The 26,791-nt window shown below is 69.2% G+C and carries 19 protein-coding genes, 2 pseudogenes and 1 riboswitch; of the genes and pseudogenes, 12 read left to right on the top strand and 9 right to left on the bottom strand.

Annotation, left to right across the window (positions count from 1 at the left end):
• Positions 1 to 127 precede the first annotated feature (127 nt).
• From HK415_RS15715 to HK415_RS26465, 3 genes are all read left to right on the top strand, one after another.
• Entirely contained in the window at positions 128 to 1,807 is a 1,680-nt protein-coding gene (locus HK415_RS15715; protein WP_253261907.1) for an MFS transporter, read from the top strand.
• A 74-nt stretch (positions 1,808 to 1,881) separates the two neighbouring features.
• Positions 1,882 to 2,040, top strand: a complete 159-nt coding sequence (locus HK415_RS15710) for a hypothetical protein (protein ID WP_171561008.1) — start codon at positions 1,882 to 1,884, stop codon at positions 2,038 to 2,040.
• A 64-nt stretch (positions 2,041 to 2,104) separates the two neighbouring features.
• Positions 2,105 to 3,727: a sensor histidine kinase gene (locus tag HK415_RS26465; protein ID WP_171561007.1), complete on the top strand. Its 1,623-nt coding sequence runs from the start codon at positions 2,105 to 2,107 to the stop codon at positions 3,725 to 3,727.
• Here HK415_RS26465 and HK415_RS15700 read toward each other — a convergent pair.
• Positions 3,717 to 4,817 (bottom strand): ABC transporter substrate-binding protein, encoded by a 1,101-nt coding sequence (locus tag HK415_RS15700; protein WP_171561006.1) that lies wholly within the window; start codon positions 4,815 to 4,817, stop codon positions 3,717 to 3,719. The two genes, HK415_RS26465 and HK415_RS15700, sit on opposite strands and share 11 nt — an antisense overlap.
• Before the next feature lie 98 nt (positions 4,818 to 4,915).
• Positions 4,916 to 5,224 carry a hypothetical protein gene (locus HK415_RS15695; protein ID WP_171561005.1) on the bottom strand — a complete coding sequence of 103 codons (309 nt, stop codon included), beginning with the start codon at positions 5,222 to 5,224 and terminating at the stop codon, positions 4,916 to 4,918.
• A 163-nt stretch (positions 5,225 to 5,387) separates the two neighbouring features.
• Between HK415_RS15695 and uvrA the strand changes: the two are divergent.
• Positions 5,388 to 11,251: pseudogene (uvrA, locus tag HK415_RS15690) on the top strand (excinuclease ABC subunit UvrA).
• Between the two features lie 47 nt (positions 11,252 to 11,298).
• A complete protein-coding gene (locus HK415_RS15685; RefSeq protein ID WP_171563489.1) occupies positions 11,299 to 12,297 on the top strand; it encodes a histone deacetylase family protein in 999 nt (332 codons plus the stop codon).
• A gap of 63 nt (positions 12,298 to 12,360) precedes the next feature.
• On the opposite strand, the gene HK415_RS15680 is transcribed toward HK415_RS15685, so the two are convergent.
• The gene (locus tag HK415_RS15680) at positions 12,361 to 12,900 is read right to left on the bottom strand and encodes a porin family protein (protein ID WP_171561004.1); all 540 of its coding nucleotides are present in this window, start codon (positions 12,898 to 12,900) and stop codon (positions 12,361 to 12,363) included.
• Between the two features lie 341 nt (positions 12,901 to 13,241).
• Here HK415_RS15680 and HK415_RS15675 point away from each other — a divergent pair, with 341 nt between their 5' ends.
• Positions 13,242 to 14,204, top strand: coding sequence for a Bug family tripartite tricarboxylate transporter substrate binding protein (locus HK415_RS15675; RefSeq protein ID WP_171561003.1), 963 nt, complete (start codon positions 13,242 to 13,244; stop codon positions 14,202 to 14,204).
• 112 nt (positions 14,205 to 14,316) lie between these two features.
• The gene (locus HK415_RS15670; protein WP_171561002.1) at positions 14,317 to 15,060 is read left to right on the top strand and encodes a gamma-glutamyl-gamma-aminobutyrate hydrolase family protein; all 744 of its coding nucleotides are present in this window, start codon (positions 14,317 to 14,319) and stop codon (positions 15,058 to 15,060) included.
• 1 nt (position 15,061) lies between these two features.
• Here the strand turns inward: HK415_RS15670 and HK415_RS15665 are convergent, their stop codons facing one another.
• The 3 genes from HK415_RS15665 to HK415_RS15655 all read right to left on the bottom strand — a co-directional run bounded on the left by HK415_RS15665 (position 15,062) and on the right by HK415_RS15655 (position 18,745).
• Positions 15,062 to 15,841 carry an HAD-IIB family hydrolase gene (locus tag HK415_RS15665; RefSeq protein WP_171563487.1) on the bottom strand — a complete coding sequence of 260 codons (780 nt, stop codon included), beginning with the start codon at positions 15,839 to 15,841 and terminating at the stop codon, positions 15,062 to 15,064.
• 24 nt (positions 15,842 to 15,865) lie between these two features.
• Positions 15,866 to 17,041 (bottom strand): S41 family peptidase, encoded by a 1,176-nt coding sequence (locus HK415_RS15660; protein WP_171561001.1) that lies wholly within the window; start codon positions 17,039 to 17,041, stop codon positions 15,866 to 15,868.
• A gap of 63 nt (positions 17,042 to 17,104) precedes the next feature.
• Positions 17,105 to 18,745, bottom strand: a complete 1,641-nt coding sequence (locus tag HK415_RS15655) for a peptide chain release factor 3 (RefSeq protein WP_253261906.1) — start codon at positions 18,743 to 18,745, stop codon at positions 17,105 to 17,107.
• 264 nt (positions 18,746 to 19,009) lie between these two features.
• Here HK415_RS15655 and HK415_RS15650 point away from each other — a divergent pair, with 264 nt between their 5' ends.
• Positions 19,010 to 20,071: a DNA polymerase domain-containing protein gene (locus tag HK415_RS15650; protein ID WP_216369808.1), complete on the top strand. Its 1,062-nt coding sequence runs from the start codon at positions 19,010 to 19,012 to the stop codon at positions 20,069 to 20,071.
• Between the two features lie 35 nt (positions 20,072 to 20,106).
• Positions 20,107 to 20,669 (top strand): annotated as a pseudogene (locus tag HK415_RS27180) (DNA-3-methyladenine glycosylase I).
• Between the two features lie 7 nt (positions 20,670 to 20,676).
• Here the strand turns inward: HK415_RS27180 and HK415_RS15640 are convergent.
• Positions 20,677 to 21,750: an ATP-dependent DNA ligase gene (locus HK415_RS15640; protein WP_171560999.1), complete on the bottom strand. Its 1,074-nt coding sequence runs from the start codon at positions 21,748 to 21,750 to the stop codon at positions 20,677 to 20,679.
• 86 nt (positions 21,751 to 21,836) lie between these two features.
• Positions 21,837 to 21,909, top strand: a riboswitch (S-adenosyl-L-homocysteine riboswitch).
• 61 nt (positions 21,910 to 21,970) lie between these two features.
• Here HK415_RS15640 and ahcY point away from each other — a divergent pair.
• The 3 genes from ahcY to metF all read left to right on the top strand — a co-directional run bounded on the left by ahcY (position 21,971) and on the right by metF (position 25,043).
• On the top strand, positions 21,971 to 23,407 hold the full coding sequence (gene ahcY, locus HK415_RS15635) for an adenosylhomocysteinase (protein WP_171560995.1): 1,437 nt from the start codon (positions 21,971 to 21,973) through the stop codon (positions 23,405 to 23,407).
• Positions 23,408 to 23,472: 65 nt separating this feature from the next.
• Entirely contained in the window at positions 23,473 to 24,216 is a 744-nt protein-coding gene (locus HK415_RS15630) for a TlyA family RNA methyltransferase (RefSeq protein WP_171560990.1), read from the top strand.
• On the top strand, positions 24,216 to 25,043 hold the full coding sequence (gene metF, locus HK415_RS15625; RefSeq protein WP_171560987.1) for a methylenetetrahydrofolate reductase [NAD(P)H]: 828 nt from the start codon (positions 24,216 to 24,218) through the stop codon (positions 25,041 to 25,043). The genes HK415_RS15630 and metF overlap by 1 nt, the downstream gene beginning before the upstream one ends.
• A gap of 96 nt (positions 25,044 to 25,139) precedes the next feature.
• On the opposite strand, the gene HK415_RS15620 is transcribed toward metF, so the two are convergent.
• Together HK415_RS15620 and HK415_RS15615 are read right to left on the bottom strand one after the other, a co-directional pair.
• A complete protein-coding gene (locus HK415_RS15620; protein ID WP_171560984.1) occupies positions 25,140 to 25,733 on the bottom strand; it encodes an ATP-dependent Clp protease proteolytic subunit in 594 nt (197 codons plus the stop codon).
• A gap of 57 nt (positions 25,734 to 25,790) precedes the next feature.
• A complete protein-coding gene (locus tag HK415_RS15615) occupies positions 25,791 to 26,678 on the bottom strand; it encodes a fructosamine kinase family protein (protein WP_171560981.1) in 888 nt (295 codons plus the stop codon).
• Positions 26,679 to 26,791 lie beyond the last annotated feature (113 nt).

Raw genomic sequence — 26,791 nt, 5'->3', positions numbered from 1 at the left:
GTTTCACCTGAAACGGTCAGGCCGCCGCAAGTTTGACGCAAGTCAACGTTGGCTACGCGTCAGAGCAGGGTCAGAGCGTGCCCAAAGAATCCGCCGCTCATTCACCCCCGACCCCAGGAGACAAGACATGGCCGCAGTCCTTCCCGCAGCCGCCAACCGCCCGATGACGGCGGAAGAGAAGAAGGTGATCTTCGCCTCTTCCCTCGGCACCGTGTTCGAGTGGTACGACTTCTATCTGTACGGCTCGCTCGCCGCGATCATCGCCAAGCAGTTCTTCTCCGGCCTGGATCCCAGCGCCGCCTTCATCTTCGCGCTGCTCGCGTTCGCCGCCGGCTTCCTGGTGCGTCCCTTCGGCGCCATCGTGTTCGGCCGCCTGGGCGACATGATCGGCCGCAAGTACACCTTCCTGGTCACCATCCTGATCATGGGCCTGTCGACCTTCATCGTCGGCCTGCTCCCCAGCTACGCCAGCATCGGTGTCGCCGCCCCCGTGATCCTGATCGCGCTGCGCATGCTGCAGGGCCTGGCCCTCGGCGGCGAGTACGGCGGGGCCGCGACCTACGTCGCCGAGCACGCACCGCACGGCAAGCGTGGTGCCTACACCGCCTGGATCCAGACCACCGCGACGCTGGGCCTGTTCCTGTCGCTGATCGTCATCCTGGGCACGCGCACCGCCATGGGCGAGCAGGCCTTCGGTGACTGGGGCTGGCGCATTCCCTTCCTGCTGTCCGTGCTGCTGCTCGGCATCTCGGTGTGGATCCGCCTGTCCATGAACGAATCCCCCGCCTTCCAGAAGATGAAGGCCGAGGGCAAGACCTCCAAGGCGCCGCTCACCGAGTCCTTCGGCCAGTGGAAGAACCTGAAGATCGTGATCCTGGCGCTGGTCGGCCTGACCGCCGGCCAGGCCGTGGTCTGGTACTCGGGCCAGTTCTACGCGCTGTTCTTCCTGACGCAGTCCCTGCGCGTGGACAACGCCACCGCCAACCTGATGATCGCCGCCGCCCTGGTGATCGGCACGCCCTTCTTCATCGTGTTCGGCGCGCTCTCCGACAAGATCGGCCGCAAGCCGATCATCATGGCGGGCTGCCTGCTGGCCGCGCTGACCTACTTCCCGGTGTTCGGCGCGCTGACCAAGGCCGCCAACCCCGACCTGGCCGCCGCGCAAGCCAACGCCAAGGTGGTGGTGACCGCCGACTCCGCGCAGTGCTCCTTCCAGGGCAGCCCGGTGGCGCGCGAGATCGACTTCTTCAGCTCCTGCGACATCGCCAAGCGCTACCTGGCGCAGAACTCGGTGAGCTACGACAACGCCGTCGGCGAACGCGGCAAGCCCGCGACCATCACCATCGGCGACAAGGTGATCGTGGCCCCGACCGCCGTGGTCGCCAACAGCAAGTTCGACGAGGACAGCACGAAGAAGATCGCCGCCTTCAAGAAGGAAGTGACCGATGGCCTGCGCGCCGCCGGCTACCCCGCCAAGGCCGATCCCGCCAAGATGAACAAGCTGATGGTGATCGCCATCCTGGTGTACCTGGTGATCCTGGTGACCATGGTGTACGGCCCGATCGCGGCCATGCTGGTGGAACTGTTCCCCACCCGCATCCGCTACACCTCCATGAGCCTGCCGTACCACATCGGCAACGGCTGGTTCGGCGGCCTGCTGCCCACCACCGCCTTCGCCATCGTGGCCCAGACCGGCAACATGTACAACGGCCTCTGGTACCCGATCATCATCGCCGGCGCGACCGTCGTGATCGGCACGATCTTCATCAAGGAAACCAAGGACGTGGACATCTACGCCCGCGACTGATCCAGCCTGCTGGGTGAAGGGCCCTTCCAAGGGGGGGCCCTTTGCCAAGCAACCCGGATCCCCAGGAGACTCACATGTGGAAACTCGCCGTCGGCTTCGCCATCTTCGCCGCCATCTCGCTGTTCGTGATCTTCCAGGCCGGCGACAAGGTCGACATGAGCGGTGAGAAGCACGGCACCGAGGCCGTCACGCCCGCTGCCGGCAGCACCCCCGCTTCCGGCGCCAAGCACTGATCTGGCGCAAGTGCCCCGCCCCTTGGCGATTGCTGGGCGGGCGGGGGCGGGCTAGACTGGTTTGGTGGCCTCGCAGCGCTTCCAGCTCACCCGCTATTTCACCCTGACGAGCCTGGCGGCCTTCGCCGTGCTGGGGGCGGCGCTATTCTTCCTGCAGCGCGGCGAAGAGAAATACTTCGACGCGGTGCAGCGCGAGCAGACCGCTTTCTTCGCCAGGGTGCAGGCCGAACTGCTGCAGGAGCAGCGCGACGCGGCGCGCGCCAACCTCGTGTCGGTGCACGAGGCCGGGCATGTCACGCTGACGCGCGTGTTCGCCAACGCGCTCTGGGCCTCGCACTTCGCGCCGCTGGTGTCGCAGGCGCAGTCCGTGGCCATCGAACCCTGCCGCCCCACGGAGGGACGCGCGGGCCCGGGCCCCGCCGTGCAGGACGCGCAGAAAGCCTGCATCGAAAAGGTGCACGCGCGGATCATGGCGCTGCCCGCCTTCGCGCAGGTCGACCCACCCGTGCGGTCCATGATGCGCGGCACGGCCGTCTTCAAGATCAAGGTCTACGACCTGCGCGGCCTCACGGTGTATTCGTCCGAGCTCGCCCAGGTCGGCGAGGACAAGGTGGAGAACGCCGGCTGGAAGGCGGCCGCCGCGGGCAAGGTGGCCAGCGAGCTGGTGCACCGCAACCAGTTCAGCGCCTTCGAGGGCGTGGTGCACGACCGCGACCTGATCCAGAGCTACATCCCGGTCACGGCGCCGGGCGGGGCGCTGGCAGGCGTGTTCGAGATCTATTCGGACGTCACGCCCATGCTGCAGCAGCTGGATGCGGCGGCGGCGCGCACGGCGGCGGTGGGCGCGCGCAACCAGGAACGCATGGGCGAGGGGACGGCGCGCAACCAGGAGGCGGTGGAAACGGCTTCCAACCGCTTCATCCTCACCATCATCGGCCTGCTGGTGCTGACCTACGCGGCACTGCTGCTGCTGGTGCGCCGCGGCCAGGGCATGATCGACCGCGACGCGCGCCTGCGCGAGCAGGCCGCGCTGCGCGAACAGGAGTGGCACCGCGACAAGATGGCCACCATGGGCGCTATGGCGGCCAACATCTCGCACGAGGTGGGCAACCCGCTGGCCATCATCTCCGGGCTGGCCGAGGAGATCGGGCAGTGGCGCGAGCCGGCCGACCTCAACCCCGAGTTCCCGCGCATGATCGTGGAGCAGACCGCGCGCATCGCGAACATGACGCGCCGCATCAACGACTTCGCCAGCGCCGGCCGCGACACGCCCGAGGAGCTGGACATCAACGCGCTCGTGCAGTCGGTGTGCGATTTCCTGTACTTCGACCGCCGTTTCCACGGCACGCCGATCGACCTGCGCCTGCAGCCAGGGCTGCCCGCCTGCCGCGGCGTTCCCGACCACCTGACCGAAGTGCTGATGGGACTGCTGCAGGCCTTCGAGCAGGGCTGCCAGTCCTGCGGCACCACCGGCGCGCGGCTGGCGGTGGAAACAGGCCAGCGCGAGGGCGAGATCACGGTGCGCATCAGCGGCAGCTGCGCATCCGGCAATGCCGGCTGCGTGTTCCCCGTGGGCGACCCGCGGCTGGAGTCGGCGCGCGGCCGCATCGAGGCCATGGCCGGCCGCATCGTGCCGGCCGGCCCCGCCGTGGAGATCTACCTGCCCTGCGCCGCGATCAGCGCTTGAACTTGCCGTCCAGGCCGATGATGGAGAGGTCGGCGAAGTCCAGGCCGGTGTGGTCCTCCGGGCCGTAGCTCACTTCCAGGCCGCCGAGGTCGAAATTGCGGATGCCCTCGAGCGCGGCGATCAGCTTGGCGCGCGTGGGATTCGGGCCGGCGCGGCGCAGGCCCTCGACCAGGACCTTGGCGGCCGTGTAGCCCTCCAGCATCGCCGGGCTCAGTTCCACCTTCTTCTCCTTGGCGTGGACCATGGCTTCCTTGATGAAGCCGTAGGCGAAGGAGCGCTCGTAGGGGAATACCTGCGTCACCACGACGCCGCGCGAGTGCTCGCCCAGGCTCTTGATGAAGCCGCCGGAAGCATTGTTGGACAGGGTGACCACCTGGGCCGCGGACTTCGTCGCGCGCAGCGCCTTCACGCCCTCGGCCACCGCGTTGCCGGAGGCGATCCACAGGATGGCCTGCGAGTCCTTGCCGGTGATCGCGGGCACGATCGACTTGTAGTCGGGCTTCTGGCGATCCGCCTTGATCACCGCCACCGGCTGGAAGCCGGCCTTCTTGAAGCCCTTGTTGGCGCCTTCCAGGCCGTCGAGGCCGAAGGAGTCGTCCGCGTGCACGACGGCGATGCGCGTCATGCCCATGGTGTGCAGGTGGGCGATGGCCTTTTCCGCTTCGCGCTGGTAGGTCGCGCGCACGTTGAAGATCTGCTTGCGCACCGGGGAGTGCAGCACCATCGCGCCGGTGGACGGCGCGACCAGGGCGACGCCGTTGGCTTCCAGCAGCGGGATGATGGCTTCGGTGTGCGGCGTGCCGCGGTTGAGGAACATCGCCAGGACGTTCTTCTCCTCGATCAGCACCTTGGCGTTGGCCTTGGCGATGGGCGGGTCGAACTTGTCGTCCATCTGCACCAGCTCGATCTTCTGGCCGTGCACCCCGCCCTTGGCGTTGATGTGGTCGATCCAGAGCTTGGCGCCTTCGGTGGTTTCCTTGACGCCGGCCGCGACCACCCCCGAAAAGCCGGCGGTCTGACCGATCAGGATCTGCGACAGCGCCAGCGCAGGCGCCAGAGCGGCCAGCGCCGCAACGATGCACTTCTTCATGGTCCGTCTCCTCTGGCCGTGCTCGGCCCCCAACGTGACCAAGTGTAAGAGGAGCTGGGCGGTAAAGCTACAGGCGGCGGGCCGCGGAATCGTAAGAATTACACGCGGTGCAACACTCTCGCCGGCAGGATCCGCTGGAACGCCGGAACCACACCGTTGATCCGCTCCGCGGCCTGCGTCTGGCAGTGCTGGCTGGCCACCACCTGGTAGACGGCGTCCCGCAGAAGCCACAGTTCCTGTGCGCATTCGGCGGTGTGCAGCCGCCAGCGCAGGCGATCGCACTCGAAACCTTCGCAGTCGTCCAGCACGGACAGCAGCTGCTGCCGCACCGCTTCGACGCCGGCCTGCACGGGGCGGAACTCCCATTCGAAGGGCGAGCTGTGCAGCCATTGCTGCCACGAGGCCATAGGCGGTCCGGAGTGGGGCGGGAAGGGCACGATAGGTTCTGCGGCTGAGCTGTTTTTGTAGGACAAGGTTGATGGCCGTGGTAGGACAGGGGCATGGTGCAGCCGGGCGGCAGGGACTCCACCCCCTCCCTAGAATGTCGGGCCTTGCTTGCAGAAGGCCTCCATGTCCCAGGGATCGATCCGCATCCGCGGCGCCAGACAACACAACCTCAAGAATCTCGACCTCGACCTGCGCACCGGTGAACTGACGGTGGTGACCGGCCCCAGCGGCTCCGGCAAATCGAGCCTGGTGTTCGACACGCTTTACGCGGAAGGCCAGCGCCGCTACGTCGAGACCTTCTCGGCCTACGCCCGCCAGTTCCTGGAACGCATGGACAAGCCCGCGGTGGACCGCGTGGAAGGCGTGCCGCCCGCGATCGCGATCGACCAGACCAACCCGGTGCGCTCCTCGCGTTCGACGGTCGGGACGATGACCGAGCTGAACGACCACCTGAAGCTGTTGTTCGCGCGTGCCGCGCAGCTGTTCGACCGCCAGACCGCCCTGCAGGTGCGACACGACTCGCCGGAAACCATCTACGAGCAGTTGATGGAGCGCACGCGCGCCGGTGACCCGCGGCTGGTCGTGACCTTCCCGGTGGAACTCCCCGGCGGCACCACGCCCGAGGAAGTGGAGCAGTGGCTGGCGGCCAGCGGCTTCACGCGCGTGCAGGCGGAACGCGAGGTCGCCACGCCCACCGGGCCGCGCAAGGTGCTGGACGTGGTCGCCGACCGCTTCCGCATCCAGGGCGTGGAGAAGGCGCGCGCGATCGAGGCGATCGAGGTGGCGCTCAAGCGCGGCACCGGGCGGCTGGCGGTGTATGCGGGCGACGAGGAGGCGAAGGAGGTCTGGAAGTTCTCCACCGGCCTGCACTGCCCCGAGAGCGACATCCGCTACGGCGACCCGGTGCCCTCGATGTTCTCCTTCAACTCGCCGGTGGGCGCGTGCGAGACCTGCCGCGGCTTCGGCCGCGTGATCGGCGTGGACTACGGCCTGGTCATCCCGAACGACAAGCTCACGCTGCGCGCGGGCGCGATCAAGACCTTCCAGACGCCGGCCTGGTCCGAGTCGCAGGACGACATGATGCGGCACGCCGAAGCGGCCGGCATCCCGCGCGACACGCCCTGGTACAAGCTGACCACCGAGCAGAAAAACTGGGTGCTCCACGGCGCGCCCAACTACCGCGAGGGCAACTGGAACCGCCAGTGGTACGGCGTGAAGCGCTTCTTCCAGTACCTGGAGAGCAAGGCCTACAAGATGCACATCCGGGTGCTCTTGTCCAAGTACCGCAGCTACACCCCGTGCGAGGCCTGCGGCGGCGCGCGCCTGAAGACCGAGTCGCTGCTGTGGCGCCTGGGCAGCAAGGCGGATGCGGATGCGGTGCTGGAACCGGCACGCCGCTTCCTGCCGGTGGGCGTGCAGTGGACGCGCGCGCAGCTGGAAGCGCTGCCCGGCCTGTCGCTGCACGACCTGATGATCCTGCCGATCGACAGGCTGCGCCGCTTCTTCGACCAGGTGGAGCCGGAAGCCGAAGCGCATGCCGGCGGCGGCGAACTGCAGGCGCTCAAGCTGCTGTTCGAGGAGATCAACACCCGCCTGAAGTACCTGGTGGACGTGGGCATAGGCTACCTCACGCTGGACCGGCAGAGCCGCACGCTCTCGGGCGGCGAGGTGCAGCGGATCAACCTGACCACGGCGCTGGGCACCTCGCTGGTGAACACGCTGTTCGTGCTCGACGAGCCCAGCATCGGCCTGCACCCGCGCGACATGAACCGCATCGTGCAGGCCATGCACCGCCTGCGCGACGCCGGCAACACGCTGGTCGTCGTGGAGCACGATCCGGCGGTGATGGTCTCCGCCGACCGCATCATCGACATGGGCCCGGGGCCGGGCGAGCGCGGCGGGCAGATCGTGTTCGACGGCACCACCGCGGACCTGCGCCACGCGGACACGCTCACGGGCGCCTATCTCGGTGCGCGCAAGCACGTGGGCATGGGCTTCAAGCGCGCGGTCACCGAGGCCACGCCGCGGCTGGTGGTCGAGGGCGCGCGCGAGCACAACCTGCGGGACCTGGCGGTGGAGTTCCCGCTGCAGCGGCTGGTGGTCGTCACCGGCGTCTCGGGCTCCGGCAAGTCCAGCCTGGTGCAGGACATCCTGGCGCCCGCGCTGCTGCGGCACTTCGGCCGCGCCACCGAGACACCGGGTGCGCACGACCGCGTGCTGGGCGCGGACCACCTGTCCGACGTGGTGTTCGTGGACCAGTCGCCGATCGGCAAGACGGCGCGCTCCAACCCGGTCAGCTACGTCGGTGCCTGGGATTGCGTGCGCGAGATCTTCGCCACCTCGCCGCTGGCCAGGCAGCGCGGCTACACCGCCGCCAAGTTCAGCTTCAACTCGGGCGACGGCCGCTGCCCGACCTGCGGCGGCTCGGGCTACGAGCACGTCGAGATGCAGTTCCTGTCGGACGTGTACCTGCGCTGCCCGGACTGCGACGGCAAGCGCTACCGGCCGGAGATCCTGGAGGTGACCATCGAGCGCCAGCCGGTGGGTGCCGTGGCGCCGCGCGTGCTGAACGTGGCCGACGTGCTGGACCTGACGGTGAGCGAAGCCGCCGCGCTGTTTGCCAACGACCGCGACGTGATCCGCTCGCTGCAGCCGATCATCGACGTGGGCCTGGAATACGTGAAGCTGGGGCAGCCGGTGCCGACGCTCTCCGGCGGCGAGTCGCAGCGCCTCAAGCTCGCGGGTTTCCTCGCGGAGGCCGCGCGCTCCTCCACCCACACCCGCCAGGGCGTGGCGAAGAAGGGCACGCTGTTCATGTTCGACGAGCCCACCACGGGCCTGCACTTCGACGACATCGCCAAGCTGATGCGCGCGCTGCGCAAGCTGCTCGAAGGCGGCAACTCGCTGGTCGTGATCGAGCACAACCTGGACGTGATCCGCGCGGCCGACTGGCTGGTGGACCTGGGGCCGGAAGGCGGCGACGGCGGCGGCCTGCTGGTGGCCGAAGGGCCGCCCGAGGAAGTGAAGCTGCATGCCACTTCGCACACGGCGAAGGCGCTGCGCGACTACGACGCGACCCTGGGCATCGAAGGCCTGGCCGTGAGCGAGAAGACCGCGGCCGACTACGCCGCGCGCACGGCGCGCAACGCCGAGCGGCCGCACGCCATCCAGATCGTCAACGCCAAGGAGCACAACCTCAAGAGCCTCAGCGTCGACATCCCGCACAACAAGTTCAGCGTGATCACCGGGGTGTCGGGCTCGGGCAAGTCGACGCTGGCCTTCGACATCCTGTTCAACGAGGGCCAGCGGCGCTACCTCGAGTCGCTCAACGCCTATGCGCGCTCCATCGTGCAGCCGGCGGGCCGGCCGGAGGTGGACGCGGTGTATGGCATCCCGCCGACGGTGGCGATCGAGCAGCGCCTCTCGCGCGGCGGCCGCAAGTCCACGGTCGGCACCACCACCGAGGTCTGGCACTTCCTGCGCCTGCTGTACGTGAAGCTGGGCGTGCAGCACTGCGTCAACGACGGCGCCGAGGTGCGGCCGCAGACGCCCGACAGCATCGTCGCGCAGGTCATGAAGCTACCGCGGCCAGCACGTGGGCCTGCTGGCGCCGCTGGTGGTCAACCGCAAGGGCGTGTACACGGAGCTGGCCGACTGGGCGCGGCCGCGCGGCTACACGCACCTGCGCGTGGACGGCAACTTCCTGCCCACCACCGGCTTCCCGCGCATCGACCGCTTCAAGGAGCACACCATCGAGCTGCCGGTGTGTGCGACCTCGACGTCACGCCGGCCAACGAGGCGCTGCTGCGCGAGAAGCTCACGCTGGCCCTGGAGCACGGCAAGGGCGTGGTGCACGTGCTCGCCCCGCTGGACGGGCTGCGCACGGCCTTCAGCGCCGGGCAGGCCACGCACGCGGGCATCGGCAAGCTGGAGGTGTTCTCCACGCTGCGCGCCTGCCCGGTGTGCGCGACCAGCTACCCGGAGCTCGACCCGCGCCTGTTCTCCTACAACAGCAAGCACGGCTGGTGCCCGGACTGCGTGGGCACCGGCGTGAAGCTGACGCGCGACCAGCGCCGCGCCTTCGACGACACGGTGGCCAGCGACGAGGACAAGGGCCGCGAGCGGACCTTCGCCGAACCCGAGGTGGAGGACGTGTCGGACGAGGCCTGCCCCACCTGCCGCGCCTCGCGCCTGAACGCGCAGGCGCGCGCGGTGCGCTTCGACCAGACCGGCATCGCCGACATCGCCGCGCTCTCGGTGCGCGACGTGCGCCGGTGGGTGGAGAGCCTGCAAGTGCGCGACGTGCTGACCGTGCGCGAACAGGGGATCGCGCGCGACCTGATCCCCGAGATCAAGTCGCGCCTGGAGTTCCTGGAGGAGGTGGGCCTGGGCTACCTGACGCTGGACCGCGGCGCACCGACCCTGTCGGGCGGCGAGGCGCAGCGCATCCGGCTGGCCGCGCAGCTCGGCTCCAACCTGCAGGGCGTGTGCTACGTGCTGGACGAGCCGACCATCGGCCTGCATGCGCGCGACAACCAGATCCTGCTGGACGCGCTGCACAAGCTGGGCGACAAGGGCAACACGCTGGTGGTGGTGGAGCACGACGAGGACACCATCCGCCGCGCCGACCACATCATCGACATCGGTCCCAGCGCGGGCAAGCGCGGCGGCCGCGTCGTCGCCCAGGGCACGGCGGACCAAGTGACGCAGGTCGGCGAGTCGCTCACCGGCCGCTACCTGCTGCACGCGATGAAGCACCCGGTGAAGCCGCGCCGCCTGATCGATGCCATGCACGATCGCGAGCCGGTGGGCATCCCGGTGGCGGAATCGGCGGCGGCGGTCACCAAGGCGAAGAAGAAGCCGCGCTCGCTGCTGGCGCAGATGGCGTCCGCGCTGCCGGCCGACCACACGGGCGCGGCCACCGGCTTCCTGCGCCTGAAGGGCGCCGACCTGCACAACCTCGACGACGTGGACGTGGACGTGCCGCTGCGCCGGCTGGTGGTGGTCACCGGCGTGTCGGGCTCCGGCAAATCCACGCTCGCCCGCGACGTTCTGCTGCACAACGTGCAGGCGGTGGTGCAGCAGCGCTCCACCAAGGCGGGACGCGACGCCGACGCGGCCGGCAAGCGGCCGAAGTGGGTGGGCTGCAAGTCGCTGGCCGGCTACGAGACGATCGACCGCGTGCTGGAAGTGGACCAGACGCCGATCGGCAAGACGCCGCGCTCCTGCCCCGCCACCTACATCGGCTTCTGGGACACCATCCGCAAGCTGTTCGCGGACACGCTGGAGGCGCGCGCGCGCGCTACTACGGGCCGGGCCGCTTCTCCTTCAACACCGGCGAGGGCCGTTGCCCGCTGTGCGAAGGGCAGGGCATGCGCACCATCGGCATGAGCTTCCTGCCGGACGTGAAGGTGCCCTGCGAGGCCTGCCGCGGCGCGCGCTTCAACCCGGAGACCCTGGCGGTCACCTGGCGCGGCAAGAGCATCGGCGACGTGCTGCAGATGGAGGTGGACGAGGCGGTGGAGTTCTTCGCCACCATGCAGAACATCAGCCACCCGCTGCAGCTGCTGCGCGACGTCGGCCTGGGCTACCTGACGCTGGGCCAGCCCTCGCCCACGCTGTCGGGCGGCGAGGCGCAGCGGATCAAGCTGGTGACCGAACTGTCCAAGGTGCGCGACGACATCACGCGCCGCGGGCAGAAGGCGCCGCACACGCTGTACGTGCTGGACGAACCCACGGTGGGCCTGCACATGGCCGACGTGGAGAAGCTGATCCGCGTGCTGCACCGGCTGGTGGACGGCGGCCACAGCGTGGTGGTGATCGAGCACGACCTCGACGTCGTCGCGGAAGCCGACTGGATCATCGACCTCGGGCCGGACGGCGGCTCCGCCGGCGGCAAGGTGGTGGCGGCCGCGCCGCCGGAGGACGTGGTGCGGCTGGGCACGCACACCGGCAAGGTGCTGCAGCCGGTGCTGGAGCGCGCGTGAAGATCTTCTTCAACGAGCGCCACGCCCTGCACCACGGGCGCCACGAGATGTTCCGCGGCGAGCTCGTGCCCTGTTTCGAGGTGCCCGCGCGCGCCGACTTCGTTCTGCAGGAGCTGCAGCGGCGCGGCCTGGGCACCATCGCTTCGCCGCCCGCCGTGGAGAGGTCGGTGCTGGAGCGCGTGCATGCGCCGCGCTACCTCGCCTTCCTGTCCACCGCCTGGCAGGAGTGGGTGGCCCTGGACCCGGCCAATGCGCAGCGCGACGCGCTGCCTTCGTACTGGCCGATCCGCACTTTCCGCAGCGACGTGTTGCCGGCGAGCTTTCCCGCGCGCCTGGGGCTGTTCTCCTTCGACGCCGGCTCGCCGCTCACGGCCGGCACCTGGGCAGCCGCGGAGCACGGCGCGGCCTGCGCGGTGGCGGGCGCGCGCGAGCTGCTGCAGGGCAGCCGCGTGTCGTTCGCGCTGTCGCGGCCGCCGGGACATCACGCAGGGCACGATTTCTTCGGCGGCTACTGCTTCGTCAACAACGCGGCGGTCGCAGCGCAGGTGCTGCGGGATGCGGGGCTCGCGAAGGTGGCGGTGCTCGACATCGACTACCACCACGGCAACGGCACGCAGGCCATCTTCTACGAGCGTGCCGACGTGTTCTTCGCCAGCGTCCACGGCGATCCGCACACCGAGTACCCGTACTACCTGGGCTACGCGGACGAGCGTGGCAGCGGCGCCGGCGCGGGCTGCAACCTCAACCTGCCGCTGCCGCGCGGCACCGGCTTCCCGCGCTGGCGCGAAGCGCTGCGCCAGGCGCTGCAGGCCATCTCCGCCTTCGGCGCGGAAGCGCTGGTGGTTTCGCTGGGGGTGGACACCTTCGCCGGCGATCCGATCGCGGGCTTCACGCTGGCGAGCGAGGACTACCTGCGGGTGGGCGAGGACCTGGCGGCGGCCGGCCTGCCGACGCTGTTCGTGTTCGAAGGCGGCTATGCGGTCGCGCAGGTGGGGGTCAACGCGGCGAACGTGCTGGAAGGCTTCGCGCAGCGCGTCCCGGGCTGAGCGCGGTCTCCATGAAAAAGCCCGCCTTGCGGCGGGCTTTCAAGCTTGCGGATCCTGGAGGGATCAGAAGCGGTAGCCGAAGTTGACGGTCAGGCCCTGGATCTTGCCGCCGTCGTTGTCGTTCAGGCGCATCCAGTCCGCGCCGACGTACATGCGCGGGTTGATGTTGTAGTTGGCGCCGAAGCCCCAGGCGAAATCGCCGTCGGCATCGCTGTCGCTGGCGCAGACGCCGGCGGCGCAGGCGGTGGCCTTGATCTTGACGCGCGCATAGCCGACGCGGGCGAACACTTCGGCCGGGCCGAAGTTGTACTTCGGCTTCACGAACACGCCGAAGGCGTGCTTGAGCTTGGTGTCCACGTTCACGCCGCCGACGTTGACGTCGTCGGAGCGCACGCCGAAGGCCAGCATGCCTTCCGCGGCGACGTTCGGATGGAACTCGTAGCCGACGATGCCACGCAGGGCATGCGGCTTGGTCTTGAAGCCGTCGGCCTTGAATTCCAGGAACGAATAGCCCAGTTCGCCATACAGCGGGGCACGGGATTGCGCTTGGGCGGTGCCCAGCATGAGAAGAACGGAGGCAGCCGCGATGGCGAGACGTTTCATTTATTCCCCTTGGATTGGTTCGTTGGTGGCCCCTTTGGTGGGGCCTCATCGAGTGTCGCGGGCCCGCGCGGCGTGCGTCAACCTCCGGAGGGGTGTGTTCGTGTCGCTCGCGCCACATCCCTGCGCGTCTTCTGCGCTCGATCAACATGAGAGGTGACGAGATGTTGCACACACGTGTAGGGAGCGTAAAGAGATGGGCCGTGACTTGCACATGTTGACGCGCCCCTGACGCGCCCCGCGCATGTCTCCCACGTTACTGCCGGAGGGTCGCTCCCGATGCACGCGGCGCGGCGCCGCGGTCCAATGTGCGCTTCCTCTTTCGCACAACTCCAGGAGCATCGATGCGCCGTCGCCATCTCATCCAGTTCGCCGTCGCCACGCTGGCCGCCGCGAGCGTGGGTGTCCATGCCCAGGCCTTCCCGGCCAAGCCCATCAAGCTGGTCATCGCCTTCCCCGCGGGCGGTCCGACCGACATCACCATGCGCCAGCTGGCCGACAACGCCGGCAAGATCCTCGGCCAGCCGGTCATCGTCGAGAACAAGCCGGGCGCGGGCGGCACGCTGCCGGCGCAGCTGCTGCAGACATCGCCCGCAGACGGCTACACGCTGGCGCAGATCCCGCTGGGCGTGTTCCGCCTGCCGTACACGACCAGGATCAGCTGGGACCCGGTCAAGGACATCAACTACGTCCTCAACGTCACCGGCTATGCCTTTGGCATCGTCGTGCCGGCGGACTCGCCGCTGACCACGTGGACGCACTTCGTCGCCTGGGCCAAGGCCAATCCGGGCAAGCTGACCTACGGCTCCACCGGCACCCTGACCAGCCCGCACCTCACCACGGAGCTGATCGCGCAGAAGCTGGGACTGCAGCTGCTGCACGTGCCGTACAAGGGCAGCTCGGAGCTGGCGCAGGCCATCACCGGCGGCCACCTCATGGCCGCGGCCGACTCCACCGGCTTCGCGCCGCTGGTGCAGGCCGGCAAGCTGCGCGTGCTGAACACCTGGGGCGAGAAGCGCCTGGAGAAATTCCCCGACGCGCCCACGCTCAAGGAGCTGGGCCTGGACATCGTGCAGAACTCGCCCTTCGGCATCGGCGCGCCCAAGGGCACGCCGCCCGCGGTGGTGAAGCGCCTGCACGACGCGTTCAAGAAGGCGATGGAGGAACCGAGCTACGTGCAGGCGCTGGCCCGCTACGACATGGTGCCGATGTACATGAGCTCCGCCGGCTACACGAAGTTCGCGCAGGAAACCTTCGCGCGCGAAAAGGCGCTGGTCGAGAAGCTGGGCCTGGCCAAGCCCAACTGAGCGTCGGCCACGTCCGACGCGCGGAGGCGCCTCGGCGGCCAGCCGGGCCGCCGGGGCGCAGGCACCATGGGCGGCGAAGATCGCGCATGCCCAAGATCCCCACAAGCCACTGGTGTGGCTCCCCGCCTGCCATCGCCACCTCGATCTCGACGATCCCGGCGGCTACACCGTGCTGGCCGATCGCTACGCGGCGGCCGTCACGCAACTGGGGCTGCAGCCGGTGCTGTTCCCCATGGCCGAGGCCGGGGACATCCCCTGCCTGCTGCCGCTGGTGGATGGCGTGCTGCTCACCGGTTCGCCGTCCAACGTGGAGGCCACGCACTTCGGCGAGACGGCGCTGCCCACCGACCTGCTCGATCCGCGCCGCGACCAGTTGACCATGCGCCTGGTGCGGGAGGCGCTGGACCGCGCGGTGCCGCTGTTCGGCGTGTGCCGGGGCCTGCAGGAAATCAACGTCGCGCTGGGCGGCAGCCTGTACCAGAGCCTGCACGAACACTCGGGGATGATGGACCACCGCGAGCCGCGCGACGAGGACCTTGCCGTGCAGTTCGCGGAGCGGCACGAGGTGCTGCTGGAACCGGGCAGCGCGTTCGCGCACTGGGCCGGGGGCCAGCGCGCACTGGTGAATTCGCTGCACGGGCAGGGCATCCGCCGGCTGGGCGAAGGCCTGGTCGCGGAAGCGCACGCGCCCGACGGACTGGTGGAGGGCGTGCGGGTCATGGGCGCGCCCGCATTCGCCTATGCGGTGCAGTGGCATCCGGAGTGGCGGCACGAGCAGCATCCCTTCTACCAGCGCACGCTGGAGGCCTTCGCCCAGGCCTGCCGCGGGCACCGCAAGCTGCGGGACGCGGACTGAGTCAGCGCGCCTGCAGGATCGCCTGCGCCACCTCGGCGAAGCCCGCGCCGCGTTCGCCGTCGGTGACGTAGCGCGGCTTGAAGGCGAGCTGGTCCTCGAAGCGCCGGATGTTGGCCACGCCCACGCTGTGCGGGAAGTGCTCGAACATCAGCACGTCGTTGGTGGAGTCGCCGACATAGACCCAGCGATCGAGTTCGTCCTCCAGCTCGCGTCCCAGCAGCTCCCGCACCACCCAGCGCGCGCCTTCCAGCTTGTTGTGGCCGCCGTACCAGCCGTTGACGTGGATCGAGCTGACGGTGGCTTGCATGCCTTCGGCGCGCATGAGCGCGACCACGCGGTCGATGGCATCCTGCGGCAGGTGCGTGAACTCGCTGTGGTCGATCGCGATGTCGGTCTCGCGTCCGCCGCTGTCACGGGAGATCGCGGCGCCGGGGATCTCGCGCACGATGCGCCGCGCCACCTGCTGCATGCGCGCGTGGTTGGCCGTGCGTTCGGCCTCGCCCTGCGTGTAGAGCTTGCGCAGCTGTCCCGGCGCGGTTCGCGCCAGCGCCACCGAGCCGTTCTCGGCCACGATGGCATCCACCGGCCAGGCCAGCGCGAAGGGTTCGCTCCAGCCCACCGGGCGGCCGGTGATCGGGATGACGTGCAGGCCGGCCTGCGCGAGCGCCGCGAGCGAGCGCAGCACGTCGGGCGTGACCGCGCCTTCGGTGGTGAGCGTGTCGTCGATGTCGGTGAGGACGCCGGCGATGCGGGCGCGCGCGGCCGCGGGCCACGCGCGCAGGGGGGAGCATGGGGCCGGTGGCCGTCAACGGGGAAGCATCTCCGGCAGCAGGATGCGGGCGGCGCCGGCGGGCGGCTGGCGCGGCGCGCTCACGATCGGGGAGGACGCCATCTGCGCACCGGTCGCGGTGCCGGTCGGGCAGGAATTGCTGTCCGCATAGAACAAGGCGGCGTTCAGCACGGCGTCGGTGGCGGTTCCGCGCACGCCGGCTTCAGGCACGCGGCAGATCGGCGCGAAGCCGCCCTGGTAGTCGCCGAAGCCCGCGGCGTTGAAGCCCTGGAAGTCGATGGCGAAGAAGGAGTAGCCGCAGTTCTGCTTCTCGGTGAAGCCGTAGGGCTTGCCGCAGGTGGTGTCGCCGATGCGGATGACCTCGACGTTGATGCCGCGCAGGCTGTTGATGATCGACTCGCTGGCCGAACAGGTGTTCGGATCGGTCAGCACGAACACCCGCGGCAGCGCGAGCTGCGGCAGGGCGGTGCCGACCGGGAAACGCGGGCTGGCGCCATCGGGGAACTGCACCTGGCCGGAGAACAGGAGGCTGGTCTCGCCACGCTTGTCGTTGAACACGAGGCGCTCGAACACCCGTCCGTTGTTCGCGGCGGCCGTGATCATCGACGCCGTCGTGAGCGCCGTGTAGACGAAGCCGCCGGTGTTGTCGCGCAGGTCCAGCACCAGGTCCTGGATGCCCTGCGGCTGCAACTGCAGGAAGGCGGCGATCACCTCGTCCTGGGAGCCCTCGGCCGCGTTCGCCAGCCGCAGGTAGCCCACCTTGCGTCCGCCCGTGGTGGTGGTCACGGTCGGTGCCGTGGGGACGGAATGCGAGGCGAGCAGCTGGCCCGCGTCGAGCTGCGCGAGCGGCGTCGAGGATTGCACCGCCGCGCTCTGGCCGGTGAAGATCGCGTCGCTGAAGCGGTCCTGCGGCAGGTTGGTCAGCGCGTCGAAATAGTCGTTGATGCTCGCGACGGTGGTGAACTGGTTCGGGTCCACCGCGGGGATCTCGCGGTACCAGAGGTAGACCTCGTCGAGGTAGGTCCGCAGGAACTGCCGCTGCGTGGGCACGGCGCAGCCCGCCACGGCCTCGGAGAACCGGGCCGACGATGGCGGCCGCGGGCCACCACCGCCACCGCCGCCGCAGGCGGCGAGCAGCAGGGTGCTGGCGAGGACGGCAGCCAGCGAGCGCGACACGGACGACTTCTTCATGGTGTTCTTCCAACCCAGCGACCCGCGGATTTTGCCGTGTGCGGCAAGCGCGCGGGTGCCGGCTCAGTTGGCGCTTTGTAAAGCCAGCCCCGCATGTTCGCGCAGCAGGTGGAAGTGGATCTTGGGGAAGCGCTCCTGCGCCAGGCGCACGTCATAGGGCGAAGTGCACAGGAAGGCGAGCGCGTCGGCGGCGTCCAGCGCCAGCCGCTGCGGATAAGCGTCCGTGAAGGCCTTCAGTTCCGCCGGCGTGTCGGCGGTGATCCAGCGGGCCCCCGTGTACGGGCAGCCTTCCAGCCGCACGTCGCAGTCGTACTCGGTCTTCAGCCGGTGCTGCACCACCTCGAACTGCAGCTGGCCCACGGCGCCCAGCAGCATCGGGCCGCCGATCTGCGGGCGGAACACCTGGATCGCGCCTTCCTCGCCCAGCTGGGCCAGGCCCTGCTGCAGCTGCTTGGTGCGCAGCGGGTTCTTCAGCACCACCACCATGAAGAGCTCGGGGGCGAAGAAGGGCAGGCCGGTGTACTGCAGGTTCACCGAACCGTCGGTGATGGTGTCGCCCAGCTGCACGCCGCCATGCGTGGTGAAGCCGATGATGTCGCCGGCATAGGCCTCGTCGACCGCTTCGCGCCGCTGCGACATGAAGGTCACGACCGAGGTGGGCCGCAGCTCCTTGGCGGTGCGCTGCACCTTCAGCTTCATGCCCGGCGTGAACTTGCCGGAAGCCATGCGCACGAAGGCGATGCGGTCGCGGTGCGAGGGGTCCATGTTGGCCTGCACCTTGAACACCACGCCGGAGAAGGCGGTGTCGTCCGGTTCCACCATGCGCTCGACCGGTTGCCGGTTGACGACCGCGGTGCTCTTGCGCGCCTGCGGGGCCGGCGCCAGGTCGACCAGCGCGTCCAGCACTTCCATCACGCCGAAGTTGTTGACGGCGGAACCGAAGAACACGGGGGTCTGCCGGGCCGCCAGGAAGGCCGCGTGGTCCCACTCGGGCGAAGCGCCGGAAGCGAGTTCCATGCTTTCGGCCGCCGCGTCGTACTCGGCGCCGAAGCGCCGGCGCAGTTCGTCGGTGTCCGACAGCGGCACGGTGTCGAAGTCCTGGGGGCGGCGCTCGCTGCCCGATTCGAACACCGTCATCGCCTGCCGGCGCAGGTTCATGATGCCGCCGAAGGCCTTGCCCTTGCCCACCGGCCAGGTCATGGGCACGCAGGGCATGCCCAGCTCGCGCTCGACCTCGTCGAGGATGTCGAGCGGCTCGCGCACCTCGCGGTCCATCTTGTTGACGAAGGTGATGATGGGCGTGTCGCGCTGGCGGCAGACCTCGATCAGCCGCCGCGTCTGCGCTTCCACGCCGTTGGCCGCGTCGATCACCATCAGTGCCGCGTCCACGGCCGTCAGCACGCGGTAGGTGTCTTCCGAGAAGTCCTTGTGGCCGGGCGTGTCCAGCAGGTTCACCACGTGGTCGCGGTACAGCATCTGCATCACCGAGGAGGCCACCGAGATGCCGCGCTGCTTCTCGATCTCCATCCAGTCGGAGGTGGCATGGCGCGAGGCCTTGCGGCCCTTCACCGCGCCCGCGATCTGGATCGCGCCGGAGAACAGCAGCAGCTTTTCCGTCAGCGTGGTCTTGCCCGCGTCGGGGTGCGAAATGATGGCGAAGGTGCGGCGGCGCCGGACTTCGGCGGCCAGGGGCGATGCGGACAAGGGGACTCCGGGAATAGAGGGCGGGCGGGCCTGGAAAGCCGGCCGCGTCTGACCCCGTATTGTGCCGTGGCGGGGTAGTTTCATCCGCATGGCCCAGGCAAAGGACGAGACCACGCTGGAGATTGGCGGACGGGAGGTCGTGATCACCAGCCCGGCGAAGCTGCTGATCCCTTCCGCGCGCGTCACCAAGCTCGACCTCGTGAACTATTACCTCGCCGTCGCCGAGGGCGCGCTGAGGGCGCCGGCGGCCGCCCGTGCGTCCTCGTGCGCTACCCGAACGGCATCGACGAGGAGTTCTTCTTCCAGAAGCGCGCGCCGGCGAAGCGCCCGGACTGGCTGGAGGTCGCCGAGATCCGCTTCCCGTCCGGTCGCAGCGCCGAGGAAGTGGTGCCTCGCCATCCCGCCGACCTGGCCTGGATGGCGAACCTGGCCTGCCTGGAGCTGCATCCGCACCCGGTGCGGGCGGAGGACCTGGACCATCCCGATGAGCTGCGCGTGGACCTCGACCCGGTGCCCGGCGTCGAGTGGCCGCAGATCCGGCAGGTGGCGGATGTGGTCCACGAGGTGCTGACGGAACTGGGGCTCAAGGGCTGGCCCAAGACCTCGGGATCGCGCGGCATCCACGTGCTGGTGCGCATCGAAACGAAATGGACCTTCGACGAGGTGCGGCGGGCCGCGCTCGCGCTGGCCCGCGAGGTCGAACGCCGCGCTCCCGGCCTGGCCACGAGCAAATGGTGGAAGGAGGAGCGCCGCGGCGTGTTCGTCGACTACAACCAGAACGCCAAGGACCGCACCGTGACCTCGGCCTATTCGGTGCGGCCCAAGCCCGACGCGCGCGTGTCCGCGCCGGTGAACTGGAAGGAGCTGGCCGAGTGCAACCCGGCCGACTTCACCCTCTGGACCCTGCCCAAGCGCTTCGCGAGGATCGGCGATCCGCACGCGGAGATCGACGACTGGCGCTGCTCGCTCGAGCCGCTGCTGGAGCTGTCACGCCAGCAGGAGGCGGCAGGCGAGGGCGACGCGCCGTGGCCCCCGCACTACCGCAAGGCCGCGGGCGAACCGAAGCGGGCACCGCCTTCCACGGCGCGGACCAGGAAGCCGCTGATCGAGGTGGCGCGTGCCGAGCGCGAAGCGGAAGCGGTCGCGGCGGCGGGGCAATGGAAGGCGCAGCACCCCAAGGCGGCGGCGCACCTGGAGCCGCAGGACGTGCTGGTGGACCGCATGCGCGGGCGTTCCTCGCCGTGGTACCGCGTGCGGATCAACCTGGAGCATGTGCCGGCGCGCCTGCGGCCGAAGGCTCCCGGCGAGGGCAAGCCGAAGGCGTGACGATGTCGTTGCGGGCCTGGCCCTACCATGCACGCATGACCAAGCCACCGCAACGCTGCGCCTGGGCCGAAGGCGGCGACGCCCTGATGGCGCAGTACCACGACGAGGAATGGGGCGTGCCGCAGCACGACCCGCGCATGCTGTGGGAGATGCTGATGCTCGAGGGCTTCCAGGCCGGCCTGTCCTGGCGCACCGTGCTGCACAAGCGCGAGGCCTTCCGCCGGGCCTTCGCCGGCTTCGAGCCCGCCAAGGTGGCCCGGTTCGTGGAGAGGAGATCGAGAAGCTGCTGGCCGATCCTGGCATCATCCGCTCGCGCGCCAAGATCGTCGCGACCATCGCCGGAGCGGGGATCTACTGCGACATGAAGGAGCGGGGCGAGGACTTCGCGGATTTCTGCTGGTCCTTCACGGGCGGCAAGGTGCTGCACGGCGACGGCCGTTCGGTGCCCGTGAGCACCCCGAAGGCCGAGGAGATCTCGAAGGAACTCAAGCGCCGCGGCTTCAAGTTCGTGGGGCCGGTGATCGTGTACGCGTGGATGCAGGCCGTGGGGATGGTGAACGACCACGCGCTCGCCTGCTTCCGCCGGAAGGCGTCGTGATCCCTCCTCAGGCCCCGAACACTTTCGCCAGCGCGAACGGCGTCGTCACCTCCAGCTGGTCGTAACGGCACTCCTGCGCCGGCTTGTCCGGCCGCCAGCGCAGGAACACCGCGGCGTGCCGGAAGCGGTCGCCCTGCAGGTGGTCGTACTTGACCTCGCACACGCGCTCGGGCCGCAGCGGCACCCAGCTGAGGTCCTTGCCGCCGCTCCAGCGGCTCTGCGCGCCGGGCATGCGCTGCGCGTCGCCGGCCTGGGCGCCGGCCCAGTCGCGCCAGGGGTGGCTCTCGACGCCCGTCTGCAGCGGTGCGAGCTCCTTCGCCAACTCCTCCCGCACCTTCATCGTGAAGGAGGACGTCACGCCCACGTGGTGCAGCACGCCGGCCTCATCATAAAGTGCCAGCAGCAGCGAACCGACCGCGTCCTCGCGGTCCTTGTACCAGCGCAGGCCCGCCACCACGCAGTCCGCGCTGCGCACGTGCTTGATCTTCAGCATCGCGCGCTTGCCCGGCTGGTAGGTCGCGGTCTCCAGCTTGGCGATCACGCCGTCCAGGCCCGCGCCCTCGAACTTCTCCAGCCATTGCTCCGCCTCGGCGCGGTCGCGCGTCACCGGCGTCAGATACAGCGGCGGCTTGGGCTTGCCCAGCAGGCGCTCCAGCCGCAGCCGGCGCTCCGACTGCGGCAGTTCCATGGTGGACTTGCCGCCGGCGGCCAGCAGGTCGAAGGCGACGAAGCCGGCCGGCGTCTCCTTCGACAGCCGCGCGATGCGCGAAGGCGCGGGGTGGATGCGCTGCTGCAGGGCGTCGAAATCCAGGCCGCGCGGGCCGGCGACGACGATCTCGCCATCGAGCACGCAGCCCTTGGGCAGGGTCTCGTGCAGCGCCTTCTCCAATTCGGGGAAGTAGCGGTTCAGCGGCCGCAGGTCGCGGCTTTGCAGGTAAGTCTGCTCCGCGCCGCGGAACACCAGCGCCCGGAAGCCGTCCCACTTGGGCTCGAACAGGAAGCCGGGTTCCGAGGGCAGGGCCTCGGCGATCTTGGCGAGCATGGGCTCGATGGGCGGGGCGAGGGGTCCGGCGGAAGGCATGCCCCTTTTTACCCTTTGCATCGGTTGCCGTGGGGCGATAGCCGCCGCCGCCGGGCTGCCGGCGGGGCTTTCGCTTAGAATCACGGCCAACCGAGGAGCGTTGCAGCGTCCAGCCACGGACGCGAGGCTCGGCTATCCATGCAACGACGCTCACCCACTTTTCCGTGCGGTGAGACCTCCGGAAGGGTGGGCTGATCCACCTTCACGTTCCGGAGCCACCATGAACGCCGTTCTCAAGCCCGTCCCCACCAAGGACTGCGCCATCGCCGACCTGTCGCTCGCCGACTGGGGCCGCAAGGAAATCCGCATCGCCGAAACCGAGATGCCCGGCCTGATGGCCATCCGCTCGGAATTCGCCAAGGCGCAGCCGCTCAAGGGCGCCCGCATCACCGGCTCGCTGCACATGACGATCCAGACGGCCGTGCTGATCGAGACGCTGCAGGCCCTGGGCGCCACCGTGCGCTGGGCCTCGTGCAACATCTTCTCGACCCAGGACCACGCCGCCGCCGCCATTGCCGCGGGCGGCACGCCGGTGTTCGCCATCAAGGGCGAGTCGCTGGAAGACTACTGGGACTACACGCACCGCATCTTCGACTTCGGCGCCAAGGGCAGCGAAGGCGAAGGCCCCAACATGATCCTGGACGACGGCGGCGATGCCACGCTGCTGATGCACCTGGGCCAACGCTGCGAGAAGGACCTGTCCCTGATCGACACGCACTCCTCGGAAGAAGAGCGCATCCTGCACGCGGCCATCCGCAAGAAGCTGAAGGAAGACCCGACCTGGTACAGCCGCAAGGCCGCCCAGATCATCGGCGTGACCGAAGAGACCACCACCGGCGTGCACCGCCTGCAGGACATGTCCAACAAGGGCCTGCTGAAGTTCCGCGCGATCAACGTCAACGACTCCGTCACCAAGAGCAAGTTCGACAACCTGTACGGCTGCCGCGAATCGCTGGTGGACGGCATCAAGCGCGCCACCGACGTGATGATCGCCGGCAAGGTCGCCCTGGTGGCCGGCTACGGCGACGTGGGCAAGGGCTCGGCGCAGGCGCTGCGCGCGCTGTCGGCGCAGGTGTGGGTGACCGAGATCGACCCGATCAACGCGCTGCAGGCCGCCATGGAAGGCTACCGCGTGGTCACCATGGACTACGCAGCCGACAAGGCCGACATCTTCGTCACCGCCACCGGCAACAAGGACGTCATCACCTACGCCCACATGGCGAAGATGAAGGACCAGGCGATCGTCTGCAACATCGGCCACTTCGACAACGAGATCGACGTCGCGACGATCGAGAAGAAGTGCCAGTGGGAAGAGATCAAGCCGCAGGTCGACCACGTGATCTTCGAGGACGGCAAGCGCATCATCCTGCTGGCCAAGGGCCGGCTGGTGAACCTGGGCTGCGGCACCGGCCACCCCAGCTACGTGATGTCCTCCTCCTTCGCCAACCAGACGCTGGCGCAGATCGAGCTGTTCACCAAGCCGGACGCCTACGAGAACGGCAAGGTCTACGTGCTGCCCAAGCACCTGGACGAGAAGGTCGCGCGCCTGCAGCTGTCCAAGCTGGGTGCGCAGCTGACCGAACTGACCGAAGACCAGGCGAAGTACATCGGCGTGAGCAAGGCCGGTCCGTACAAGCCGGATACCTACCGCTACTAAGCTGCGCATGACGAATGACGAATGACTTCGTCATTTGTCATCGAAGCGCAGCGAAGTCATTTGCCATGCGTGCCGACCAGCTCCTCGTCGAACGCGGCCTCGCCGTTTCCCGCTCGCAGGCGCAGCGGCTGATCGCCTCGGGCGTGCAGTGGTTCGATGGCGCCGGCTGGAAGCGCGTCGCCAAGAACGGCGACGAGCTGCCGGACGCAGCGCGGATCGAGCTGCTGGACACCGCGGAGTCGCGCTACGTCTCGCGCGGCGGCCTGAAGCTGGAAGGCGCCTTGCGCGCGGCCGGCCTCGACGTCACCGGCTGGAATTGCCTCGACGTGGGCCAATCCACCGGCGGCTTCACCGACTGCCTGCTGCAGCACGGCGCCGCGCGGGTGACCGGTGTCGACGTCGGCCACGGCCAGCTGCACGGCAAGTTGCGGCGCGACCCGCGCGTCGTCGCGATCGAGAAGCTGAACGCCCGCGATCTCCGGCGCGAGCAGGTCGGCGGCGAGTTCGACCTGGTGACCGGCGACCTCTCCTTCATCTCGCTCACGCTGGTGCTGCCCGCGCTGGCGCCGCTGCTGAAACCGGGCGGCCACCTGCTCATGCTTGCCAAGCCGCAGTTCGAGCTGCAGCCGGGGCAGGTGGGCAAGGGCGGTGTCGTGCGCGATCCCGCGCTCTATCCCCTGGTGGAGCAGCGGCTGCGCGATGGCTGCGCCTCGCTCGGACTGGCCGTGACCGGCTGGCACGACAGCCCGATCGCGGGCGGCGACGGCAACCGCGAATTCTTCCTCCACGCACAGAACCGAGGCCATTGATGCTTCCCATCAGCCTGGAATTCTTCCCGCCCAAGACGGCGGAAGGCAGCGAGAAGCTGCGCGTCACGCGCCAGCAGCTCTATGCCCTCAAGCCCGAGTTCTGCTCGGTCACCTACGGCGCGGGCGGCTCCACCCACGCCGGCACCTTCACCACCGTCAGCGAGATCCTCGCCGAGGGCGTGGACGCGGCCAGCCACTTCTCGTGCATAGGCGCGACGCGCGCCAAGGTGTGCGACCAGCTCGCGCAACTGAAGGCCATGGGCGTCAAGCGCATCGTGGCGCTGCGCGGCGACCTGCCCAGCGGCTACGGCATGGGCGGCGAGTTCCAGTACGCGAGCGACCTGGTGGCCTATATCCGCAGCGAATGCGGCAGCGACTTCCACATCGAGGTCGCCTGCTACCCCGAAGTGCACCCGCAGGCGAAGACCCCGCAATCCGACATGGATGCCTTCGTCACCAAGGTGCGGGCGGGCGCGGACTCGGCGATCACCCAGTACTTCTACAACGCGGACTCCTACTTCCGCTTCGTGGACGAGGCGGCCAGGCGCGGCGTGACGGTGCCGATCGTTCCGGGCATCATGCCGATCACCAACTCGAGCCAGCTGCTGCGCTTCTCGGACGCGTGCGGAGCCGAGGTGCCGCGCTGGATCCGCCTGCGCCTGCAAAGCTACGGCGACGACGCGGCCTCGATCAAGGCCTTCGGCCAGGAAGTGGTGTCCGACCTGTGCCGGCGCCTGGTCGCGGCGGGCGTGCCCGGGCTGCACTTCTACACGATGAACCAGGCCAGGGCGACGATGGACCTGTGCGAGGCGCTGGGGCGCTGCTGAAACGAAGCGCTGGGGTTCGGCTGCGCCTCACCCCAGCCTACACAGGTGCCGGGACTCGTAGGCTGGGGTGAGCGCAAGCGAACCCCAGCTCCCGATTCATTTCCTGATGTCGGTCTTGTGGTTGATGATGCGGCCGACCAGGCCGTATTCGATCGCCTCTTCCGCCGACAGCCAGCGATCGCGCTCGATGTCCTCCAGCACGCCGTCCAGAGGCCGGCCGGTCTCGCGCGAGATCGTGCGGGCGATGCGTTCGCGCGCCTTGATGATCTCCTGCGCGTGGATCGCGATGTCGCTCGCCGGGCCGCCCGCGCCGCCGGAAGGCTGGTGGATCAGGAAGCGCGTGTTGGGCGTGCAGAAGCGGCGCTCCTTGGGCACGGACAGGTACAGGTGGGTGGCGGCGCTGCCCACCCAGCCGGTGCCGATCATGTTCACCGGCGCGGTGATGAAGCGGATGATGTCGTGGATCGCGTCGCCCGACTCCAGGTGGCCGCCGGGCGAGCTCACCAGCATGTCGATGGGCGCCGCGGAATCGGCGTCGAGCGCGACCAGCCGCCGGGCGATGTCGGCCGCGGACTGGTCCGTGATGGCGCCGAACAGCAGCACCGTGCGGGACTTGAAGGCTTTCTCTTCGAGAAATGCGTTGCGGGGTTCGGCCGTGCCGGCCGGGGTTTCGGGATCGGGATGCTCCATGCTCACTCCTTGCACGCGCATGATGCCCGAAAGCGCGGGCCTGCGACCGCGCGGCGCTCAAGCCAGCGTGCGGGCGACGCGCAAGGCCTGCTGCAGGTAGCTGCCGTCGAACAGCACCACGTGGTTCAGGAGGTGGTACAGCTGGTACAGGCGCAGGCGCTGCGGCGTCGGCCAGCTGCCGCCCGCTTCCTCGTAGGCCTGCCGGAATCCGCGCGGCGGACTGCCGAAGAGTTCCATCATCGCGATCTCGGCCTGCGGGTCGGAGCAGGACACGGCCGGGTCGAAGATGACCGGCGAGCCATCTGCCAGCATGTCCCAGTTGCCCTGCCACAGGTCGCCGTGGATCAGCGCCGGGCGCGGCATGTAGCCGTCGGCGAACAGGCCGGGCAGTGCCTCGATCACGGCATCCACAGCGTAGCGCAGCTCCGAGGTGCCCTCCGGCAGCCGGTCGCGCATGGCACACAGGCGCGCGCGCGAGAAGAACTGCAGCCAGCCGAGCCGGCCCGCCGGCTGCAGCGGCGTGTTCCGCTGCGGCGTGGCGCCGATGTAGTTGTCGCCGCGCCAGCCGAAGCTCGCCGGCTCCAGCGGGCAGGGCTGCGCGTGCAGGGTGGCCAGGGCATGGCCGAAGCGCCTGCCGAAATCCGCATCGGGGCAGGCGAAGTCCAGCCATTCGAGCGCCAGCGCGGCGCCGCCGCCGGGCAGGTCGCTGAGCGCATGTACTTCCGGCACGCGGATGCAGCCGGTCGAGGCCAGCGCGCGCAGGCCATCGGCCTCGGCGCGCAGCATGCCCGCGCCGCAGCGGTCCGTCGCCGACTTCACGAACAGCTTCATCCGGCCCTGCGTGGCCTGCCAGGTGTCGCAGAAGGCGCTGTTGCCCAGCGCGCGCACTTCCCAGCGGCCGCCCAGGGCGACCGAGAGCTCCGGGCGCGATTCGAGGAGTTCCATCGGCGGCATTGTGTGGCGCCGCCGCCGCGCTTCGGGAACGGAGCTTGTATCCGCTGCACAGCTTTGTGACAGCCTGCAGAGGGTGCCACGGTCCGCCCGACGCGGCTGGCACG

The organism is Ramlibacter montanisoli, assembly GCF_013087525.1.
In the GTDB taxonomy this organism is placed as follows: domain Bacteria; phylum Pseudomonadota; class Gammaproteobacteria; order Burkholderiales; family Burkholderiaceae_C; genus Ramlibacter; species Ramlibacter montanisoli.
This window is presented reverse-complemented; position numbering and strand designations above follow the sequence as displayed.

Excerpts from the sequence above, each read along its gene's own strand:
- HK415_RS15715 (WP_253261907.1), top strand. The coding sequence starts at position 128 with ATGGCCGCAGTCCTTCCCGCAGCCGCCAACCGCCCGATGACGGCGGAA.
- HK415_RS15710 (WP_171561008.1), top strand. The coding sequence starts at position 1,882 with ATGTGGAAACTCGCCGTCGGCTTCGCCATCTTCGCCGCCATCTCGCTG.
- HK415_RS15700 (WP_171561006.1), bottom strand. The coding sequence starts at position 4,817 with ATGAAGAAGTGCATCGTTGCGGCGCTGGCCGCTCTGGCGCCTGCGCTG.
- HK415_RS15695 (WP_171561005.1), bottom strand. The coding sequence starts at position 5,224 with ATGGCCTCGTGGCAGCAATGGCTGCACAGCTCGCCCTTCGAATGGGAG.
- HK415_RS15685 (WP_171563489.1), top strand. The coding sequence starts at position 11,299 with ATGTTCCGCGGCGAGCTCGTGCCCTGTTTCGAGGTGCCCGCGCGCGCC.
- HK415_RS15680 (WP_171561004.1), bottom strand. The coding sequence starts at position 12,900 with ATGAAACGTCTCGCCATCGCGGCTGCCTCCGTTCTTCTCATGCTGGGC.
- HK415_RS15675 (WP_171561003.1), top strand. The coding sequence starts at position 13,242 with ATGCGCCGTCGCCATCTCATCCAGTTCGCCGTCGCCACGCTGGCCGCC.
- HK415_RS15660 (WP_171561001.1), bottom strand. The coding sequence starts at position 17,041 with ATGAAGAAGTCGTCCGTGTCGCGCTCGCTGGCTGCCGTCCTCGCCAGC.
- HK415_RS15640 (WP_171560999.1), bottom strand. The coding sequence starts at position 21,750 with ATGCCTTCCGCCGGACCCCTCGCCCCGCCCATCGAGCCCATGCTCGCC.
- ahcY (WP_171560995.1), top strand. The coding sequence starts at position 21,971 with ATGAACGCCGTTCTCAAGCCCGTCCCCACCAAGGACTGCGCCATCGCC.
- HK415_RS15630 (WP_171560990.1), top strand. The coding sequence starts at position 23,473 with ATGCGTGCCGACCAGCTCCTCGTCGAACGCGGCCTCGCCGTTTCCCGC.
- metF (WP_171560987.1), top strand. The coding sequence starts at position 24,216 with ATGCTTCCCATCAGCCTGGAATTCTTCCCGCCCAAGACGGCGGAAGGC.
- HK415_RS15620 (WP_171560984.1), bottom strand. The coding sequence starts at position 25,733 with ATGGAGCATCCCGATCCCGAAACCCCGGCCGGCACGGCCGAACCCCGC.
- HK415_RS15615 (WP_171560981.1), bottom strand. The coding sequence starts at position 26,678 with ATGGAACTCCTCGAATCGCGCCCGGAGCTCTCGGTCGCCCTGGGCGGC.